The sequence below is a fragment of the Nocardia macrotermitis genome, assembly GCF_009604405.1.
Lineage (GTDB): Bacteria > Actinomycetota > Actinomycetes > Mycobacteriales > Mycobacteriaceae > Nocardia > Nocardia macrotermitis.
In genome coordinates this window covers 414,930-431,178 of record NZ_WEGK01000001.1, presented here as the reverse complement: position 1 = coordinate 431,178, position 16,249 = coordinate 414,930, and the positions used below count along the sequence as shown (strand labels likewise).

17 protein-coding genes are annotated in these 16,249 nt (G+C 68.5%); 4 read left to right on the top strand and 13 right to left on the bottom strand.

Annotation, left to right across the window (positions count from 1 at the left end; translation table 11 throughout):
* Window positions 1-132: 132 nt before the first annotated feature.
* Window positions 133-984 (top strand): bifunctional 5,10-methylenetetrahydrofolate dehydrogenase/5,10-methenyltetrahydrofolate cyclohydrolase, encoded by an 852-nt coding sequence (locus NRB20_RS01850; RefSeq protein ID WP_319944333.1) that lies wholly within the window; start codon window positions 133-135, stop codon window positions 982-984.
* 64 nt (window positions 985-1,048) lie between these two features.
* On the opposite strand, the gene NRB20_RS01845 is transcribed toward NRB20_RS01850, so the two are convergent.
* On the bottom strand, window positions 1,049-1,801 hold the full coding sequence (locus NRB20_RS01845; RefSeq protein ID WP_153407397.1) for a L,D-transpeptidase: 753 nt from the start codon (window positions 1,799-1,801) through the stop codon (window positions 1,049-1,051).
* 136 nt (window positions 1,802-1,937) lie between these two features.
* Window positions 1,938-2,594 (bottom strand): cyclodeaminase/cyclohydrolase family protein, encoded by a 657-nt coding sequence (locus NRB20_RS01840; RefSeq protein ID WP_153407396.1) that lies wholly within the window; start codon window positions 2,592-2,594, stop codon window positions 1,938-1,940.
* Window positions 2,595-2,786: 192 nt separating this feature from the next.
* On the opposite strand from NRB20_RS01840, the gene NRB20_RS01835 reads away from it, so the two are divergent.
* Window positions 2,787-3,824: an LLM class F420-dependent oxidoreductase gene (locus NRB20_RS01835; RefSeq protein WP_153407395.1), complete on the top strand. Its 1,038-nt coding sequence runs from the start codon at window positions 2,787-2,789 to the stop codon at window positions 3,822-3,824.
* A 66-nt stretch (window positions 3,825-3,890) separates the two neighbouring features.
* Here the strand turns inward: NRB20_RS01835 and NRB20_RS01830 are convergent, their stop codons facing one another.
* From NRB20_RS01830 to NRB20_RS01800, 7 genes are all read right to left on the bottom strand, one after another.
* Window positions 3,891-4,271 (bottom strand): STAS domain-containing protein, encoded by a 381-nt coding sequence (locus tag NRB20_RS01830; RefSeq protein ID WP_319944332.1) that lies wholly within the window; start codon window positions 4,269-4,271, stop codon window positions 3,891-3,893.
* A 163-nt stretch (window positions 4,272-4,434) separates the two neighbouring features.
* Entirely contained in the window at window positions 4,435-6,699 is a 2,265-nt protein-coding gene (locus NRB20_RS01825) for a SpoIIE family protein phosphatase (protein ID WP_153407394.1), read from the bottom strand.
* Window positions 6,696-7,319, bottom strand: coding sequence for a SpoIIE family protein phosphatase (locus tag NRB20_RS01820; RefSeq protein ID WP_319944331.1), 624 nt, complete (start codon window positions 7,317-7,319; stop codon window positions 6,696-6,698). Before NRB20_RS01820 ends, NRB20_RS01825 begins: the two co-directional genes overlap by 4 nt.
* Window positions 7,312-7,737 (bottom strand): anti-sigma regulatory factor, encoded by a 426-nt coding sequence (locus NRB20_RS01815; protein WP_153407393.1) that lies wholly within the window; start codon window positions 7,735-7,737, stop codon window positions 7,312-7,314. Before NRB20_RS01815 ends, NRB20_RS01820 begins: the two co-directional genes overlap by 8 nt.
* Window positions 7,715-8,104 carry an STAS domain-containing protein gene (locus tag NRB20_RS01810; RefSeq protein ID WP_153407392.1) on the bottom strand — a complete coding sequence of 130 codons (390 nt, stop codon included), beginning with the start codon at window positions 8,102-8,104 and terminating at the stop codon, window positions 7,715-7,717. The genes NRB20_RS01815 and NRB20_RS01810 overlap by 23 nt, the downstream gene beginning before the upstream one ends.
* A 14-nt stretch (window positions 8,105-8,118) precedes the next feature.
* Complete coding sequence (locus NRB20_RS01805; protein WP_153407391.1) at window positions 8,119-9,012, bottom strand: STAS domain-containing protein; 894 nt, start codon at window positions 9,010-9,012, stop codon at window positions 8,119-8,121.
* Window positions 9,013-9,157: 145 nt separating this feature from the next.
* Window positions 9,158-9,709: a MarR family winged helix-turn-helix transcriptional regulator gene (locus NRB20_RS01800; RefSeq protein WP_319944330.1), complete on the bottom strand. Its 552-nt coding sequence runs from the start codon at window positions 9,707-9,709 to the stop codon at window positions 9,158-9,160.
* 216 nt (window positions 9,710-9,925) lie between these two features.
* On the opposite strand from NRB20_RS01800, the gene NRB20_RS01795 reads away from it, so the two are divergent.
* On the top strand, window positions 9,926-11,602 hold the full coding sequence (locus tag NRB20_RS01795) for a fumarate hydratase (protein ID WP_319944329.1): 1,677 nt from the start codon (window positions 9,926-9,928) through the stop codon (window positions 11,600-11,602).
* A gap of 77 nt (window positions 11,603-11,679) precedes the next feature.
* Here the strand turns inward: NRB20_RS01795 and NRB20_RS01790 are convergent, their stop codons facing one another.
* Window positions 11,680-13,107, bottom strand: coding sequence for an FAD-binding oxidoreductase (locus NRB20_RS01790; protein ID WP_194289682.1), 1,428 nt, complete (start codon window positions 13,105-13,107; stop codon window positions 11,680-11,682).
* The gene (locus NRB20_RS01785; RefSeq protein WP_153407388.1) at window positions 13,094-13,285 is read right to left on the bottom strand and encodes a hypothetical protein; all 192 of its coding nucleotides are present in this window, start codon (window positions 13,283-13,285) and stop codon (window positions 13,094-13,096) included. Before NRB20_RS01785 ends, NRB20_RS01790 begins: the two co-directional genes overlap by 14 nt.
* Window positions 13,286-13,514: 229 nt before the next feature.
* Here NRB20_RS01785 and NRB20_RS01780 point away from each other — a divergent pair, with 229 nt between their 5' ends.
* The gene (locus tag NRB20_RS01780) at window positions 13,515-13,856 is read left to right on the top strand and encodes a hypothetical protein (protein ID WP_153407387.1); all 342 of its coding nucleotides are present in this window, start codon (window positions 13,515-13,517) and stop codon (window positions 13,854-13,856) included.
* Between the two features lie 33 nt (window positions 13,857-13,889).
* On the opposite strand, the gene NRB20_RS01775 is transcribed toward NRB20_RS01780, so the two are convergent.
* Together NRB20_RS01775 and NRB20_RS01770 are read right to left on the bottom strand one after the other, a co-directional pair.
* The gene (locus tag NRB20_RS01775) at window positions 13,890-15,236 is read right to left on the bottom strand and encodes an FAD-binding oxidoreductase (RefSeq protein WP_153407386.1); all 1,347 of its coding nucleotides are present in this window, start codon (window positions 15,234-15,236) and stop codon (window positions 13,890-13,892) included.
* On the bottom strand, window positions 15,233-16,240 hold the full coding sequence (locus NRB20_RS01770) for a hypothetical protein (protein ID WP_153407385.1): 1,008 nt from the start codon (window positions 16,238-16,240) through the stop codon (window positions 15,233-15,235). The genes NRB20_RS01775 and NRB20_RS01770 overlap by 4 nt, the downstream gene beginning before the upstream one ends.
* Window positions 16,241-16,249: the final 9 nt, after the last annotated feature.

Sequence of the window (16,249 nt, the reverse complement as noted above, 5' to 3'; positions counted from 1 at the left end):
CGATACGGTCCGGGGGACGCGTCATCGATGATTTGGTCATTGTGAATTCCCCAGTATTGCCCGGTAGCGGATCGATAGCCGGTAATGCGCGCCGCGCGTCGGAGCCGGTGGCGGGCCGATTAAGGTGGTGGCGTGGACACCATTTCGCTGACCGGCAAGGAACTCGCCGCAACCCTCAATTCCGAAACTGCCGAGCGCGCCGCCGCACTCGCCGAGCGTGGCGCCGCGCCGCGGCTGGTGCTGGTGGTGGCCAACGACGATCCGGCCAGTGGCTGGTACGTGAAGTCGTTGCAGCGCGCCGCCGGAAAACTCGGAATCGATTGCGACACGGTCGATCTGGGAGCCACTGCGACGGCAGACGCGATTCGCTCGGAGCTGCGCGGCCTGTGCGCCGACATCGCGGTCGACGCGGTCATGTTGCAGACGCCGCTGCCGGAGCGGGTGGCGCTACCCGACGTGAGTTCCGCCATCGTCGCGGCCAAGGACGTCGACGGCGTCAGCCCGCATTCGCTGGGTCTGCTGGCCACCGGTCTGCCGGGCTTCCCGCCCGCCACCTCCGAGGCCGTCGTGGAACTGGCCAAACATCACGACATTCCGCTGGCCGGAAGGCATGTCGCGGTCGTGGGCCGCTCGAACGTGGTCGGTAAGCCGCTCGCGCAACTACTGCTCGCCGAGAACGCGACCGTGACGGTCTGCCACTCCCGCACCACCGATCTGCCCGCGGTCACCGCCGCCGCGGATATCGTGGTCGCCGCGGCGGGCCGCGCGGGTCTGATCACCGGCGACCATGTGCGCGAGGGTGCGATCGTCATCGACGTCGGCACCAACGAGGGGCCGGACGGCAAGATCGTCGGCGATGTGGACGCGGCGTCCGTACAGGGGAAAGCCGGTGCGCTGAGCCCGGTTCCGGGCGGAGTCGGCCCGGTCACCACGGCCCTGCTGATGCGGCACGTGGTGCGCGCGGCCGAGGCGAGCCGGGCCTAGCGGTGCGGTGATGCGGTGGCGAGTCGCGCCCGAAACACGCGGCTCGCCACCGATTCGCCACCGCTCACCAGTGCGTTGTCACCGGATCGCCGACGCTGACCTGGTTGTAATACCACTGGGCGTCCGCGGGCGCGAGATTGATACATCCGTGACTGACGTTCGAATTACCCTGCTGATTGACCGACCACGGCGCGGAATGCACGAATACTCCGCCCGAGGTGAGCCGTTCGGCATATTCACCGTGCAGGTAGTAGCCCTCGGGTGAACTCAGCGGAATGCCGATGGTGCGCGAATCGAAGATTATGGTGCGGTCCTTCTCCATCACGGGAAAAGTACCGACCGGTGTCGGCCGGGACGGTTTACCCATCGACGCGGGCATCACCCGCGGCGCCTGTCCCGGGACGTACACCGTGAAGGTGTGCGCGGACATGTTGGCATCCGCACGCGTACCGCCGTTACTGGCGAATTGCGTGCGCGCATTCCCCGCTTGAACCGTGAATCGGGCATTGACCGGCAGGAATTGGTTCGGGGTCCAGACCAGTTCCCGATCCCCGTTCCAGGAGAACGCACCTGCCAGCGCCTGACCGGCGGTGACCGTGACGGATCGTTCGGCCAGTGCGTGATTCGCGACCGGTTGCGCGAATTCGACCGTGACCGGATGTGCGATACCCACCAGCGCTCCGTTGGCGGGTGAAATGGACGTTACGGCGAGAAGCTGCTGTGGTGTGACGAATGCCGCGGCAGCGGTGCCGGAGGTAATCGCCGCAAGGGCTGCGATGACGATCCCGAAGAACAAATGACGAATCATGTTCCGCATGACCCCACCCCTTCGCTGGTGTGGTTATGAGAGGTTCATTCTAGAACTTCATGATCATGCGGCCCCGCCGAAAGCGCACGCTTCGTGACCAAATTGTCGCATGTCGCTACAACGTTGATTGCTGAACGTATGCTGCTCAGCGCAGGACGACGGCCATCACATCGGTGTAGACCGCGTCGGCCCGCGCGGTGAGCTCGTCGATCCGGGTGAGAACCGGTGCGAACTCCACGCCTTCACCCTCGCCGAGCGAGGTCACGTTGATCGCGATGTTCAACCGCGAACTGGTGGCCGCGGCGCGCGCGGCGTCGGCGGCGGCACCGATATCGGTGACCACATTCGGATTCCCGATGGGCAGCAGATCGGCTGCGAGGGAAAGGATTTCGTCGGCCTCGGCGACCACGGCGGCGGGCACCCGGGCGGCCTCGAGCAACGCCGCGGTGATCGCCGCGCCGCGCGCGTCACGCTCGGCGTCGGTGTCCTTGGGCAGTTTGTAGGCCGCCCCGACGGCGGTGAAGGCCGCGGCGTCGGCGTCGGCCAGGGCCAGCGAACGCGCGCGCGCGGCGTCGGCGGCCGCGATGATCCGATCGATTGCCGGACGGTTGTCGGCGTCCTTGGCGCGGGTGGTGTAGCGGGCCACCATCGCCACCAGCGCCGCGGCCTGGGCGGCGTGCAGCGCGGCGACCGCGCCGCCACCGGGCGCGGGGATCTTGGCGGCCAGATCGTCCAGGTACCGCCCGATGGCCGAGGCACCGAAGGTGGTGGTGTCGGTGGACGATGCGGTGTCCTGAGACATGTTGCGGGGCCTCCCGTTTCGATGCGCGACTGTTCGACTGACCGGCCGGGACCGATCGGCCGAGGGATGCCGTTCACGGTACCGGGTCACCCGTGGCGGCCGTGGATCGGTCCCTGGACCCGGCCGCCGGGGGCGATGTTCGAGTGTGGGGGGTCACGCGGTGCGTTAGCTGGTGCGCAGTAGGTTGAGCGCATGCGTATCGGATTGGGCATCAACTATGCGGGCGGATTCAAGGAGGTCGCGGCCGAGGTCGCGGACCTCGAGCGTGCGGGCCTGGACATCGTGTTCGTACCGGAGGCGTACTCCTTCGACGCGGTGAGCGCACTGGGCTATCTGGCCGCCAAGACCGAGCGCGTGCAGCTGGCCTCGGGAATTCTCCAGCTGTACACCCGCACACCCACCCTGACCGCGATGACCGCGGCCGGGCTGGACTACGTCTCGGACGGCCGCTACATCCTCGGGCTGGGCGCGTCGGGTCCGCAGGTGATCGAGGGTTTCCACGGCGTGCCCTACGACGCCCCGATCGGCCGCACCCGCGAGGTGGTGGAGATCTGCCGCAGCGTGTGGCGGCGCGAACGCCTGTCCTTCGAGGGCAAGCACTACACGATCCCGCTGCCCGCCGAGCGGGGGACCGGCCTCGGCAAATCCCTCAAGCTGATCAATCATCCGGTGCGCGAACGCATTCCGGTGCTGCTGGCCGCGCTGGGGCCCAAGAACGTGCAGCTGGCCGCGGAGATCGCCGAGGGCTGGCAGCCGATCTTCTTCCTGCCCGAGAAGGCGAACGACGTCTGGGGTGAGAGCCTGGCCGCCGGTAAGGCGAAGCGCGATCCGGCCCTGGGTGAGCTCGAGGTGTTCGCCGGGCCCGCGCTGGCCATCGGCGACAACGTCGAGGGGCTGCGCGAATTCATCAAGCCGCATCTGGCGCTGTACATCGGTGGCATGGGCGCCAAGGGCAAGAACTTCTACCACACGCTGGCCACCAAATACGGCTACGGCGAGGCCGCGGATCGCATCCAGGAGCTGTACCTGGCCGGTGAGAAGGAGGCCGCAGCCAAGATCGTGCCCGACGAACTGGTCCGCGACGTCTCGCTGATCGGTTCGGCCGGGTTCGTCGAGGAGCGGGTGGCCGCCTTCGCCGAGGCCGGGGTGACGGTGCTGAACGTCGTGCCGATCGCCGAGACCGCGGCGGATCGGGTCAAGCTCATCGAGCAGCTGCGCGATCTGGTCTGAGACGGCCGAAACCCGCCGTCTCGGCTCGACTGCCGGGACGACGGGCGGCGTTGCGGTGAACCCGTGCTAGTTCTGGTGCAGCGCGGTGAGCGCGCCGTCCAGCGTCGTGTGCATCGCGAAGACCTTGTCCAGGCCGGTCACCTTGAGCTGGCGGCCGGTGGCGGGGCCGTCCGCGACGACCATGATGCGGGTGGTCTCCCCGGCTCGCTTGTGCGCGCCGACGAGGGCCGCCATACCGGCCGAGGCCAGGAAGCTCACCTGGGTCAGGTCGATGATGACGACCGGGGGTTTGCTACCCAGGGTCGCCTCGATCGCATTCTCCAGCGCGGGGGCGGTCGCCAGATCGACCTCACCCGCCACCGTGAGCACGGTCGCTTCGTCGTGCACCGAGACCGATGTGGTCATCGCGTCGGCGAGGGGATGCGCGTCTCCGGAAGTGTTGGTCACCTAGACAATCTGCCACGAACCCGCGCCGGATGCCGCATCGTCCGGTGAATTGTCGGTGTTTCGTAGTACTTTCGGACGCGAAAAGCCCAGGTACGCCGGATATTACGAATTTTTCGGCACATCTGCCGCCGAATGTGCTCAGCAGGTCCGGATGTGCGGCCGGTCAGATCCGGCTGGCCGCCGAGAACGACACCGCCGGAAGTTTGGCGATCATCCGCACATGGGTGCCCACGCCGACGTGATCGATCGTCAGCTCATCGGTGAGCGCGTGCATCATGGCGATGCCGCGCCCGCGATATCCGGGATCCTCCGGCAGCGGTCGCCAGCTGCCGTCGTCGGAGACCTCGATGGTGACGCGGTCCAGCGTGCAGTCCGCGGTCAGCACCACCCGGCCGGGGGAGCCGCCGAGATACGCGTGCTCGATGCAGTTGCTGCACGCCTCGTTGGCGGCGGCGACCAGATCGGTGGCCAGGCCGGCGGGCACGGCCGTGGCGCTGAGCCAGGCGGTGAGGCGGCGGCGCATACCCGACAGGCGGTTCGCCTCGGCGGGTTCGTCCAGGTGCAGGGCGCGGGGCGGCTGGCGGTAGACGACCATGGCGACGTCGTCGTCGTAGCCGCCCGCGGGGCGCAGCCGGGACAGCACCGCGTCGGCGACGACGCGCGGGGCCATATCGGCCACGCCGGACAGCTCGTCGGCGAGTTCGTCGAATCGGATATCGATATCGATGCCGCGCTGCTCGACCAGGCCGTCGGTGAACAGCACCAGGGTAGAACCCGGTTCCAGGGTGGTGGTCGCTTCGGGACGCTGCGGGGTGTCGAAGGTGGCCAGCGGTACCGCGCGCCCGCCCTCGAGCAGGCGGCCCTTGGTCGCGGGCGCGGCCAGCACCGGGGGCATGTGCCCGGCGTTGGAGTATCGGAAGGTGCCGCGTTCGGGATCCAGGATGGCTGCGCACACGGTCGTGCACATCGCGCCCGGGATCCGTGCGGCGACGGTGTCCAACTCGGCGAGCAGCTGTGCCGGACCGGCCCCGCGCAGCAGCAGAGCCCTTGCGGCGGTACGCAATTGGCCCATCACCACGGCCGCGGACAGACCACGGCCGACGCAGTCGCCGACCACCAGCCCGATCGTGCCGTCGGCGAGTTGTACCACGTCGTACCAGTCGCCGCCGATCTCGAGCGGGGGCAGCGCGGGTTCGTAGTGCACCGAGAAGCGCGGCGGCAACTCGATCGGGCCGAGCATCGCGCGCTGCAACGTCAGCGAGGTGGAACGGGCGGCGTCGAAGTTGCGCGCGCGTTGGACGGCCAGGCTGAGCTGACCGACCAGTAGCGAGAACAGCGCCCAGTCGCCCGGACTGATCGCGCGGGGCGCGGCGAAACGCAGCCACAGCGCGGCATCGCCGGTCTCGCCCAGCGGCGCGACGATGCCCTCGGAACTGGCCGCGCCCTCGGGGATGGCGAACATCGTGCGGCCGGGGCGCAGCCAGGCGCGGTCCAGCAGCGCGCGGGCGCGCGCGTCGAGCACCTGACGCGACTGCACCGCGTCCTCACCCGAGACGTACATCTCCGGCCCGGTCTGGCGGTTCGGCCACATCGAGACCACCGCGGTCTCCGCGCCGACCGCCAGGCGCAGCTCGTCGAGCCCGACGGTCAGTACCTCCACCACGCTGGTGCACGCCGCGACGGCGGTCGCCAACCGGGAAACCGCCTGGTCACGAGCCTGGGCGTCATGTTCGGCGGTGACGTCGCGAATGGTTCCGACGAAGATCCGCTCATCGTCCTCGGGCCGGATCAGCGAGGAGGTGCTGACCGCCAGCCACAGCCGCCGCCCGTCCCGATGACGAACCGGCATCACGAACCGCGCGGCCTCGGTGCCCAGATCGGGATAGCGCGTCTCCTCGGCGATCGCCCACGGATGCGGCAGCGGATAGGGCACGGTCTCGGGTCCGTACCCGGTCAACGCCCCGAACGCGGAGTTGACCTCGGTGAGGGTGCCGTGCGAATCGGCGACGAAGAAGCCGTCCTGCAACGATTCCACCAGCGCGGTGCGGAAGGTGTCGCGGCCCTCGAGGTCCTCGGCGCGCAAGCGCTGCAATTCGTAGGACCGGGTGCTGTCCAGGAAGCCGCGGGTGGCCACATCGAGTGCGGCGAGGGTTTGCAGCAGGAATTCCAGCGCGGTGTCCCCGGCGTCGGGGCCGCCGGGATGTTCGTCGTCCTGCGGCGCCGCGGCCGCGGGCGGTGGGGCCAGCAGGTTCCAGCGGCCCAGCAGCCGGAAGTGGTGCTCGGTGAGATCCAGGATGCTCACGCCCTCGACGAGCGCGCGGCGGCCGAGTTCGTATCCCTCGGCCAGGGTGTACTGGGTCGGCGAATCCAGGTGCAGGCGTAGCGCATTCGTGTACGCCTCGCGGAACGCCGCCAGTACGGTGGTCATGTCGTGGGTCCGCGATGACGCGCGGCCAGCACGAGTGCGTCGTCGGTGTTCTTGGAATGGTCCGCGAGGATGTCCGCGGTGATCTCGGAGGTCGGCCGGGCCAGATCGATGGTGTCCGCGAAATCGGCGACGATCCCGTCGGTCGCCATCAGCAGCAGATCTCCGACCCGCACCGGCACCGTCTGGGTCTGGAGGTTCTGCGGCAGCCGATAGCCGACGATGCCCGCGGTGAGCAGCGCCGCCGCGCGCACCGCCGGTTTACCCGGGGCCGCCGCGACGATCCGCGATTCGACATTGCCCACGCCCAGCCAGTGCACCCGGTCGCCGGAGTCGAACAACGCGAGAGTCAGTGCCGCGCCACGGGTTTCGGCCAGCGCGCGATGACACAGCAGCGCCAGCACGTCGAGGGGTTCGGCCCGGTTGTCCGAGAGCACCTGGGCGGCGCGATCGGCGGCTTCGGCGGCCGCGGGACCGTGCCCGAGCCCGTCGACCACCGCGAACAGCACCGAGTCACCGCCCGCGTCCAGGACCACGACCCGGTCCCCGGACACGCGTTGACCGGGCAGTGCACGTCCGGCCGCGGCCCATTCGACGGTGCCGATCAGTCCGTCCTCATGCACGCGGAGGTACCCACTTCCACATCTCCACCAGCGTGCCCTGCCCGGGGCCGGAGTCGATGATGAGTTGGTCCATCAGCCTGCGCGCACCCGGAAGCCCGAGTCCCAGACCACGTCCGGTCGAATAGCCGTCCTCCAGCGCACGCGGGATGTCCAGGATGCCCGGCCCCTGATCCTGCGCCTGGACCACGAGAGCCCGCCGCCCGTCCCGGTCCTCCACAGCCACGCGGACCTCACCGGTGCCGGCGTAGCTGGTGATATTGCGTGCGATCTCCGAGATTGCCGTGGAGATCATGGTGATGTCGGTCAGGGAGAAGCCCAGCTGCGCTGCCAGTTCCCGCCCGGCCTGACGTGCGGTGACGATGTCGCTGGACATCTTGACCGCGATCACCACACTGTCACCGACCACGGTCACGACCATCTCGTTGGTTGCGGGGATGCAGCTTGGCGTTCAGCCAGGACAGCCCCTCTTCCAGGTCGAGGGCGGTGTGCATGTCCTCGAAGGTGAGGCCGAGCTGGACCATCGCGAACGCGACTTCGGGCTGCAATCCGACGATGACCGTCTCCGCACCCCGCAGCTTGGTCATATGGGCGATGGTACGCAGTGAGCGCGCCGCGAAGGAATCCATCACGTCGATCGCGGTGACGTCGACGATGATGCCCTGGGCGCGATATCTGCTGACGTACGTCATCAGGTCGTCCTGCAGGCGCTCGGTGTCGGCGTCCGTGAGGGCCGACTGCACCGACGCGATCAGGTAGGTGCCCTGTTTCAGTATGGGTACCGGCATATCCCCGCCCCGGGTTACCTTCCGTCGCGATCGGTCAGGCGGGAGATCTCGTAGCCGAGCAGCCGCTCCGCCGTCTCGATCCCACCCTGCAGATCGCCGACCGCGTTCATCTTGGTCAGGTCCAGGCCGATGGTGACCAGGGCCAGGGCGATCTCCGAGGACAGACCGGTGAGGATGACGCTCGCGCCCATCAGCCCCGAGGCGTCGACCGTCTGCACCAGGTGGTTGGCGACCGTGGAGTCGATCATCGGCACACCGGTGATGTCGATGACGACCACCTTGGCGCGGTTGGCGCGGATCGCGCGCAGCAGCTGCTCGGTGAGCTGGCGGGCGCGCTGGCTGTCCAGCACGCCGATGATCGGCAGAATCAGCAGCTGCTCGCGGACCTGCAGGACCGGCGTGGACAGCTCGCGGATGGCCTCCTGCTGCTGGCGGATGACGCGCTCGCGCTCCTGCACGAAGGAGATGGCCACGGTGTTGGCGATGCGGTTGGCGGCCGGCTCGTAGGCGTCCAGCACCCGCTTGAGCAGATCGAAGTCCGATTGGTACTTCTCGAAGAGGCTGCGCGCGAGCACATCTCGCAGCAGCAGCACGATGCCGATGACCTCTTCGGTCTCGACTCCTCTGGGGATGATGCGTTCGGACAGGTCCCGGGCGTACGCCTGCAGGGCCTCGACGCTACCGGTCTGCAGCGCCTCGACGTAGTTGTCGTAGATCGAGGTGGCCTCGGAGAAGACTTCCTCCGGCGTCATCGCCGTGAGCAGTGCGGCGACGCCGATGCGACGGGCCCATTCCTCACGCAGCTCGGTGCGGTTCTGCCGGAGATGCGCGACCAACTGGGGGAGCAGATCGTCGGCCGGACCAGTTGGCGGCGAATCCGGCGACAGGTCGATGGACACGTCGGACATGAATACTCCTGCCCCTTTCATTAAGGGTAGGTCGGTTGCTTCGTCGGGCTCGCTCGCACACGGCTGCTCATCGCATGCCCTGTCGAGCCTAGTCTTACCCGATACCCGTTGAATGCCAAAACAAACATCACCCCGCCTGCGGGGATCAGCCCGCGTGGCCGTCGCGTTCGTGCGAATTCGGTTCGGCGAGGCGGCCGGACAGCTGGTCCGGCGGGGTATCGAGGGCGATCCGGGCTTGCGCCGGGCGGCGGTGGTGGGTGAGCAATGTGTCGTAGATATCGGCGAGCGCGTTTAGTTGATCACGGTCCAGTACATCGATCATGTGGCGGCGGACGCTGTCGATGTAGGCGGGTTCGGCGGTGGTCAGCACCTCCGAGCCCTTACCGGTCAGGACCGCGGCGGTGCGGCGCGCGTCGTCCGGAATCGATTCGCGCGCAACGAGTCCGCGCTTCTCCATCCGGGTGATCTGGTGGGACAGCCGACTCTGCGACCATTCCAGGACCGCGGCGAGCTCGGCGAAACTGCGCCGGTGGTCGGGGGCGTCGGCCAGTCTGGCCAGCACGGTGTACTCCACGTACGTCAGGTTCGAGGCCCGCAGCGAATCGCGGCCGACGGCCGCTGCGATGAGGTCGCGGGTGAATACGAAGCCGAGCCAGGCCCGGGACTCGAGCTCGTCGAGCCAACGGATTTCGGTCACGATCTCGTGCCGCGTCCGTAACGGGTCAAGCCTGGACTTGTCATGCGCTGCCTTCCACCTCGGTTGTCCCCATGTCAATGAGAGGTACACCGCGCCTGTTGAAGGTGCAACCTGTGTACCGCGCCGGGCAAGATTAGGCTTGCCTGACATCGGGTGGGCCCTCGGCCGGTCGATACAGTGCCAAGTGCTCGATTCCAGCCACAAGGAGTGCGATTCGTGACCACGCCTGACTTCCTTTACTCGGATCTGTTGCCCACCGGTGCCGACGAGACCCCCTACCGGCTGCTGACCACCGAGGGAGTCAGCACGTTCGAGGCGGGTGGCCGGACGTTCCTGCAGGTCGAGCCCGATGTGCTACGCATGCTGACCGCCGAGGCGATGCACGACATCAGCCACTACCTGCGGCCCACGCACCTGTCCCAGCTGCGCCGGATCATCGATGATCCCGAGTCCTCGGGCAACGACCGGTTCGTCGCGTTGGACCTGCTCAAGAACGTGAACATCTCCGCGGGCGGCATCCTGCCCATGTGCCAGGACACCGGCACCGCGATCGTGATGGGCAAGAAGTCCGAGGGCGTGCTGACCGGTGCGGACGACGCGGAGTGGATCTCGCGCGGCGTGTTCGACGCCTATACCAAGCTGAACCTGCGGTACTCGCAGCTCGCCCCGATCACCATGTGGGACGAGAAGAACACCGGCTCCAACCTGCCCGCGCAGGTCGAGTTGTATTCCACCGCAGCCGATCCCGCGCATCCGGCGTACAAGTTCCTGTTCATGGCCAAGGGCGGCGGTTCGGCGAACAAGTCGTTCCTGTTCCAGGAGACCAAGGCCATCCTGAACCCCACCCGGATGCTGGAGTTCCTGGACGAGAAGATCCGCTCGCTGGGCACCGCGGCCTGCCCGCCGTACCACCTGGCGGTCGTGATCGGCGGCACCAGTGCGGAATTCGCGCTCAAGACCGCGAAATACGCGTCGGCACACTACCTCGACGCGCTGCCGACCTCGGGATCGTTGTCCGCGCACGGTTTCCGGGACCTCGAGCTCGAGCAGGAAGTGTTCAAACTCACCCAGTCCTTCGGCATCGGCGCGCAGTTCGGCGGCAAGTACTTCTGCCACGACGTGCGCGTCGTCCGGTTGCCGCGGCACGGTGCGAGCTGCCCGGTGGCGATCGCGGTGTCGTGTTCGGCGGACCGGCAGGCGCTGGCCAAGATCACCCCCGAGGGCGTATTCCTTGAGCAGCTGGAAACCGAACCGGCGCAGTACCTTCCGGAGCAGACCGACGCCATCCTCGGCGGTGACGTGGTGCAGGTGGACCTGAACCGGCCGATGTCCGAGATTCGCGCGGAGTTGTCGAAATACCCGGTGAAGACCCGGCTTTCGCTCAGCGGACCGCTGGTCGTGGCGCGGGACATCGCGCACGCCAAGATCAAGGAGCGGTTGGACGCGGGCGAGGAGATGCCGCAGTATCTGCGCGATATGGCCGTCTACTACGCGGGTCCGGCCAAGACGCCCGACGGGTACGCCTCGGGCTCGTTCGGCCCGACCACGGCCGGCCGGATGGACTCGTACGTCGACCAGTTCCAGGCCGCGGGTGGCTCGTTCGTCATGCTGGCCAAGGGAAATCGTTCCGCGCAGGTGACCAAGGCGTGCAAGGAGCACGGCGGGTTCTACCTCGGTTCGATCGGTGGCCCGGCCGCGCGGCTGGCCCTGGACTGCATCAAATCCGTCGAGGTGCTGGAGTATCAGGAACTCGGCATGGAGGCGGTCTGGAAGATCGAGGTGGAGGACTTCCCGGCATTCATCGTGGTGGACGACAAGGGCAACGACTTCTTCGCCGAGACCCAGAAGCCGATCGCGCTGCGGGTGCGGACCCGGTCGGCCGAGAAGGTCTGATCCTCGGGCCGGGGTGCTCTCCGGTCGGCGAGTGATTCGGTTGTGGCTTGTTCGGTTGCGGCGCTGCGGGATTCGTCTCAGAGGGTGATTCCCGTGCGCAGCAGGCGATTCGGGTCGAGGTTGCGGGCGGCGGCGCGCAGGCGGGCGATGTTGCCGCCGTAGTAGCGGTCCGCCGGGACGCCGGGTTCCACGTAGTTGGCGTACGCGCCGACCGAGGCCGCGCCCAGTGCGCGGTGTGCGCCGGTGATCCAGGCGCGCGCGTCGGCGGGGGAGTCGGGCGCGTCCACGATCCACTGGAGTGAGGCGGCGTGCGCGCGCCAGGGGAATGCGGTGGCGTCGGTCCGGGTGTCCCGGATCGCGCCGTCGAGCGGGTCGAGCAGGACGTAACCCGGTGCGCCGCTGCGGGATCGGGCCGTGACGATATCGACGATGGCGCCCGCCACCGCCGCGTTCAGTTCGCGGACGACATCGGATCCGGCGACCTTGGTCGAGCGCGGCGTGGTCGATCCGCCCGCGATGTCGTCGGCGACGGCCAGGTGGCCGAGGGTGCGGTGGGTGACGGAGATCGGGGTGGCGGCGGCCGCGGCGGTGAGGTTCGCGGTGGCGGCGGTGCCTTGTCCGGCCGGGGTGACGATCATCACCGAACATTCGACAGTGCCTGCGACAGCGCCGATTTCGACATTCGACCACACCGCGCGGTCGGCGGTGGGCATCCAGCGGGCCCAGCCGGTGAGGACCCGGGCGGCCGCGTCGGCGGGGAAGCTCAGTCGCACGATGTCCCGGCTCACCGCAGGATGGGTGCGGAAGGTGAGTGAGGTGAGGATTCCGGCGCTGCCGCCTCCGCCGCGCAGGGCCCAGAAGAGTCCGGGCAACCGCGTCGCGGAGGTGTGCGCGGTGCCGCCGCCGGGCAGCACCACCTCGGCGGATTCCAGTGCGTCGCAGGTCAATCCGTAACGTCGGGAATCGACGCCGAGGCCGCCGCCGAGGGTGAGGCCGGCCAGTCCCACGGTCGGGCAGGAGCCGACCGGCAGCGATCTGCCGGACTTGTCCAGCTCGGCCAGGACCGCGCGGATCGGTACGCCCGCGCCGACCGTCACCAGATCGTCGGTCACGGTGATGTCGTGCAGCCCGCGAACATCCAGCACCAGTGCGCCCGTGGTCGCCGACGCGCCGACGTACGAGTGTCCGCCCGCGCGAGTGGCCAGCGGCAGGCGGTGGTCGCGGGCGAAGGCGACGGCGGCGACCAGATCGCTCGCGGCCGCGGCCTCGACCACCGCGACGGGTGCGTCGCCGTCGAACTGCGGGTCGAAAAGTTGTTTGGCAGAGGTGTATTCGCCGTCGGTGGGCAGTAACAGCTTTCCCTGCAACCGCTTTCGCAGATCGGTCCAGTCCGGGGTCTCCGCGCCCGCGATACCCGGGCGCGTGACCGCCGCTGCGACGGTCAGCGTGCCGACACCGCGCAGTAGTGCGCGACGTCGTACCGGGCCGCGATCATTCGAAGTCACCCGAAGTTCTCCCGCCGGGGTAGGGGTCGCGACCCGCGCGCACCGGACTCGGCACGGCCCGGTACGCCCGACCATACCCGGCGTCGGTGCGGGCGGGGGACAGCGCGGTCAGGGTGACCAGGGCGGCAGCGCCGAACGCGGCGGCGATGACGAAGATCGTTTCGGGAGTGGATGACATGGCGGCTCTCGATTTCTGCGCGAAGTTCTCCGACGTTCGGACTCGGCTCGGGGCGCGACGTGCTCACAGCGTAGCGAATAATCAGTTACTTATAGGGAGTGCGGCGGATCGGGTCGGATCGATCCGCTCCCGGTGGGCGGCACGGGGGTCGCCGCGACGGCAGAGCGAAACGAGGGCAAAATATGTGGACACGCCGAATTCGCTGACCATAACCGGTGTGGCGATGGGTGTGAGCGTGCATTCTGAGTACTCGGCGACGTTCGGGCATCTTTCCCGGACGGTCGAGATGATGGAGGTTTCGGGCGTGCAACGGCGAGTTGCGGGTGAGTGGTCGGTACCGCTGGGCGAGCCGCAGGCGCGGCCGGACCGCGGTGCGGTGGAACGTGATCGGGCGCGGATACTGCCGTGGTGCCCGCAGGGCTGGCTGCTGCTGGAATTACCGACCGCGCTACTGCTCGCCGTCTTCGTCGGCACCGGCTGGCTCGGCTACGCCCAGCACGGACGTCCCACGACCGACGGCCCCCTCTCCGCGGTCGTGGTTCCGACCCCGGTCCCGCCGACCGCGCGCTGAGTGTCGCGAGACCGGTGGATCGGCGAAACCGGTTCACACGTCGAGGATCTTGCCCGGATTGAGCAATCCGTGCGGATCCAGGGCGTGTTTGAGTCCGGCCATCACATCCACCGCCGCGCCGTGCTCGTCGCGGAGATATTTCTTCTTGGCCAGGCCGATGCCGTGCTCACCCGACGCGGTACCGCCCACGGCGAGTGCGTGCCGCACCACCGCGTCCGAGAACTGGAGCGCGACAGGGAGATTCGCGTCGGTGTACGGCACCACGACGTGCACGTTGCCGTCGCCGATATGTCCGGCCACGCTGATGTCCAGGCCCAGCTCGTCCCCGAGGCGGGTCGCGGTGCCGACGGCGTCGGCGATGCGGGAACACGGTACGGCGGTATCGGTCACCAGGAACCGGTGTCCGGGACTGCGGGCCTTGAGCGCGAAGAACAGCCGGTGGCGGTCCTCCCACAGTGCGTGTCGCTCGGTGTGGGTGCGGGCCACGGTGATGGCGGTCGCGCCGTGTGCCCGGACGATGCGGTCGATCTCGCGCTCGCCCGCGTTCGCCGCCGCGGCCGAGCCCGTTTCGAGATCGATGAACAGCGCGGGCGCCTCGGCGTAGCGGGTGCCGCGTAAGTCGTTGATCGCGGCCACACTCGCCGTGTCGACGAACTCGAGCCTGCTCACCGGGAGCGCGAGACCCAGCATTTCGACCGCCGCGTCCACCGCGGCGGCCACGGTCGGGAACGAGATCCGAACCGAGGCAAGGCATTCGGGAATCGGATGCAGCCGTACGGTCAGCTCGGTGATGATCGCCAGCGTCCCGGCCGACCCGATCAGCAGACTCTTCAGGTCGTAGCCGCTGGCTGACTTGCGCACCGCCCGGCCCAGCCGCATCACTCGGCCGTCGGCGAAAACCGCCTGCAGGGCAACGACATTGGCGCGCATGCCGCCGTATCGCACACTGGTCGTGCCGCTGGCGTTGGTGGCCGCCATTCCGCCCAGGGTGGCGTCCGCGCCGGGATCCACGGTGAACTGGAGGCCGAATTCGCCGGCCGCCGTGTTGAGCCGGGTCCGGGTCACCCCCGGCTGCACGGTGGCGGTGAAATCCGCGGGCGAGATGTCCAGGATCGAATCCGCCTGTGCCAGATCGAGAATCAGCTCGTCCCCGCGCGCGAGCAGATGCCCTTCCAGACTGGTGCCCGCGCCACGCGGGATGAGCGGGGTGCGCGAGTCGCGCGCCCAGGCCATCACCGCGAGCACATCGTCGAGACCGGTCGCGTAGGCGACCCCGCGCGGGCGGCTGCCGCGGCGGCCGGTCTCGTCGGCGACGAACTGATCGAGCACCGCCGCGCGGGTGTCGATCGGAATCGGCGGCCCGTCGAAGGAGGTGGTCATCCGCGCTCGAGCACGGTGGTGACCAGCATGGTGTGATCCTCCATGCGCCGGGTCACCGACCAGCCGAGTTCGGCGAACGCCGCCTCGTACTCCTGCTGCGTCCACAACTGCACGCCGGTGATCGTGTGGTAGATCTCGTAGGTCGGCGAGAACCAGGGCTGCTGGGTCCACTGGTCGGCCTCGAGCAGATAGCCGTCGCCGATGACCAGGCGGCGCACGTTCGGGAACCACTCCATCCAGCCGCGCAGCACCGCGGCGATCCCCGCACCGTCACTGGCGAGTTGGTGCAGCAGGAAGAACGACATGGCGGTGGTGACGCTGTCCCGGTCGACCCGCGCGAGCCAAGCGGGAGGTTCGGCCTCGGGCTGTACCGAACCGGCCAGCAGCGTGACCCGATCGGTGAGGCCCAGCCCGGCCAGGACCGTGGTGGCCTCGTCGATCACCTCGGCCTCGATGTCCACGCCCAGGAACCGCTCGTGCGGTGCGATAGCGGCCAGGGCCTGCACCCGTCCGGAGTCCGCGCAGCCGAGATCGATGGTGCAGCCCGGGGTTTCGTCGGCGGCGATGGCCGCGCCGATACCGGCGAAGATCTCCGGGCGTCGCCGCGCGATATCGGTGCAGGCGCGCGCGACCTCACCGGGTTCGGTTGCGGCGGGGATGAATTCGTCCAGGGCGGCCTCGGACAGCTTGCGGAAGGTGGGTTCCCAGCCGCGCACCGCGCACCGGACGAAACCGCGGTTCTTGCCGACGTCGTGCCCGGTGTGGGTGAGGTGGTAGCTGTGGTTGCGGCGGACCAGGAATCCGGCCCGCACCAGCCCGACGGCCACGGCCTGCTGGATGCCGGTGGTGGGCACGATGGTGTTGCCGCCCAGCAGCGTCGCCCACCAGCCCCAGTCGTCGGCGGCCACGATGAGCTGTCCGGCCGTCTGCCCCTCGATGACGTCGCGGATGGTGAATTCGGCTACGGCGGAACGGGTATGCACGAGTGGAGTTGCTGCGGTCATGATGGAATC